Source organism: Aneurinibacillus danicus, from assembly GCF_007991215.1.
In the GTDB taxonomy this organism is placed as follows: domain Bacteria; phylum Bacillota; class Bacilli; order Aneurinibacillales; family Aneurinibacillaceae; genus Aneurinibacillus; species Aneurinibacillus danicus.
In genome coordinates this window covers 1-2,778 of the sequence record NZ_BJXX01000135.1, presented here as the reverse complement: position 1 = coordinate 2,778, position 2,778 = coordinate 1, and the positions used below count along the sequence as shown (strand labels likewise).

Here is a 2,778-nt window from a genome sequence, read left to right as displayed (position 1 = left end):
TGTCCCCCACTTCCAACATTTTAAATATATTCAAATGTCTGACTGCAGCTTTGTTTATAAACATCAAGATATCGTAAGAATACGCGAGTATTTATAAGAAAAACTTTAATTCATAGAGGGAGTAATATATCGATACTACCTTTCATTATTTCTCTATCCAATTTTAATCACCCCCCCTATTTATATAGTATAACGACATAGGTCGTTTTGCAATATATTATTTTACTTCTCGATGGTGTTGCAGTAACTACTTCGACAATGTTGAATTCGAACGTCTGTTTAGTTTGAAAATCCTCTCTCTTCAGATAAACCAAGGGTTTTTTCCAATGTCCATTCTAAGGGGTGAACTTCACAGTAAAGAACCCCGATACGGTCGTTTTAAGCAAACAACCGCATCGGGGTTCTTATATGAGAGTCAAGTTATATACGTTTTAGCGTGTTATTCGATTATCTTCTGCCTCGCATCATCTTTCTATTACTTACCTGGCTTTTTCACATCGATATACAAATGCCGGCAGCACATTCATCGGCACAAAATCCAGGCTCACCCTCTCAAACCGTTCTGAGAGCTGCTTTCTCATCTGCAGCGAGAACTGAAATGCCACGAACATTCCGCCTGGCTTTAACGCTTTTTCCACTTCGTTCATAATCTCATCACGCAACTCCTGTGAGAAATTTGTAAAAGGAAGACCGGACAGTATGTAGTCGAACTGGTTAATTCCGTACTGCTTCATTGCGGAAGTAATCTGGCAAGCATCATGATGATAGTGCAGTTCAGGATACAGGCGTTCAAGCCGCTGGCGCATGCCGCGATCCTGTTCGAATATAACCACTTTGCATTCCGGTGAACGCAAGCGGTCGATATATTTTGTAAATACTCCCGTTCCGGCCCCGAGCTCGGCCACATGTTTGGCAGAATTCCAGTCGACCGGCTTTACCATCGCTTTGGCGAGAAAGCGGGAGCTGGGCGTTATGCTCCCGATGTCTCTCGGCGAGCGGAGGAATTTCGTTAGAAACATTAGCTTTTCCATAGACACTACTCCTTCTGAACAATCTTGTCTCACAGGATTTTTCTTTATATATAGTATCAAAATTTAAAAAGAAGTGGAAATGTAAAATAAAAAGTTCTCCTATGTATGTACCCGGATTTTAAACTAGTCAAATTGGATCGGATGAAAAAGCCGGGTTCCACTCAGGTTTGCACTTGACCCTCTACCTGGACTTCGCTACACTCGTAACGAAAAGCGTTAAATTAAAGGGGTTATTTTATGATTATACAGGTAACGGGCGTGGAGGAGAGGTTCCGCCAGCCCTTAGAACATATTATTCATCTTTTTTTTGAAAAGGTTCAGGTTAATTTCGAATCGGGCGCGGAGGTTGATGCAGATGCTGTAATTGAACTGCGCCTGGATGGAGAGCAGGAACTGCATGCTTACGCCCGTCTGGTGGAGAAAGCGAGCGGGAAAACGTATGAATCGTCCTATTCCCGCGAAGTTCTTTATAAGCCAGAAGATAAGGAATGGCGCAAGCAGGCCAAACAGGTCATCAGCCATCCGCTGCTGGATGTGCTTGAACAATATACGGACATCGAGCAGCCCTGGGGCATCCTGACGGGCATCCGCCCTACAAAGCTTTTGCACCGTAGAATTCAGCAGAACATACCGAAGGAGCAGGCGCACCGGGAATTGAAGGAAGATTTTCTGATTCGTGACGAAAAGATTAGACTTATGCAGCAAATTGTTGATCGTCAGTTGACGATGGTACCTGACTTGCATCATTTGCGCCATGAGGTCAGCATCTACATTGGCATTCCATTCTGTCCGACTAAATGTGCTTATTGTACGTTTCCGGCCTATGCTATTAACGGTAAACAGGGATCTGTCGACTCGTTTCTCGGCGGACTTCATTACGAAATGCGGGAGATTGGTCGCTGGCTCAGGGAAAACGATATGGGCATTACAACCATCTATTTTGGCGGCGGTACGCCTACGAGTATTACGGCAGAAGAAATGGATATGCTGTATGAAGAGATGTACAGCTCGTTTCCTCATATGGATAAGGTACGGGAGATTACCGTGGAAGCAGGGCGACCGGATACGATTACGCCCGAGAAGCTGGCTGTGCTTAACAAATGGAACATCGACCGGATTAGTATCAATCCCCAATCTTATATCGAGGAAACGCTGAAAGCGATCGGCCGCCATCATACGGTTCAGGAAACGATTGATAAGTTTCACCTGGCACGCCAATCCGGTATGAATAATATTAATATGGATTTGATTATTGGTCTGCCGGGTGAAGGTATGGCGGAGTTTGAATATACGCTTGCGGAGACGGAGAAGCTCATGCCGGAGTCTGTTACCGTGCATACGCTGTCTTTTAAGCGCGCTTCAGAGATGACGCGCAACAAGGAGAAATATCGGGTGGCAAGCCGCGAAGAAATCCAGGAGATGATGAAAAGGGCGGAGAGCTGGACAAAGGACAACGGTTATGTGCCGTATTACCTCTACCGTCAGAAAAACATCCTCGGCAATCTCGAGAATGTAGGCTATGCAAAACCGGGTCGGGAGAGTCTGTATAACATTATGATTATGGAAGAGGTACAGTCCATTATTGGGCTTGGCTGCGGTGCTGCAAGTAAATGGGTGCACCCTGTCACCGGCAGCATCTCCCGTTTCGCCAATCCGAAAGAGCCAAAGGCGTACAACGACAACTACAAGCACTATACCAACGCAAAGATTGAAGCACTTAATAAGCTGTTTTCTGTGAAAATCGTGA

Annotated in this window: 2 protein-coding genes; one reads left to right on the top strand and one right to left on the bottom strand. The window is 45.1% G+C overall.

What is annotated here, in order from left to right; translation table 11 throughout:
- Positions 1-479 precede the first annotated feature (479 nt).
- Entirely contained in the window at positions 480-1,031 is a 552-nt protein-coding gene (locus tag ADA01nite_RS14665; RefSeq protein WP_146811027.1) for a class I SAM-dependent methyltransferase, read from the bottom strand.
- A 237-nt stretch (positions 1,032-1,268) separates the two neighbouring features.
- Between ADA01nite_RS14665 and ADA01nite_RS14660 the strand changes: the two genes are divergently transcribed.
- Positions 1,269-2,778 (top strand): coproporphyrinogen III oxidase (locus ADA01nite_RS14660; protein ID WP_146811026.1); only part of this gene is annotated, 1,510 nt, incomplete at its 3' end.

Bases quoted from the DNA above. Each gene is read 5' to 3' on its own strand.
- ADA01nite_RS14665 (WP_146811027.1), bottom strand. From the start codon at position 1,031: ATGGAAAAGCTAATGTTTCTAACGAAATTCCTCCGCTCGCCGAGAGAC.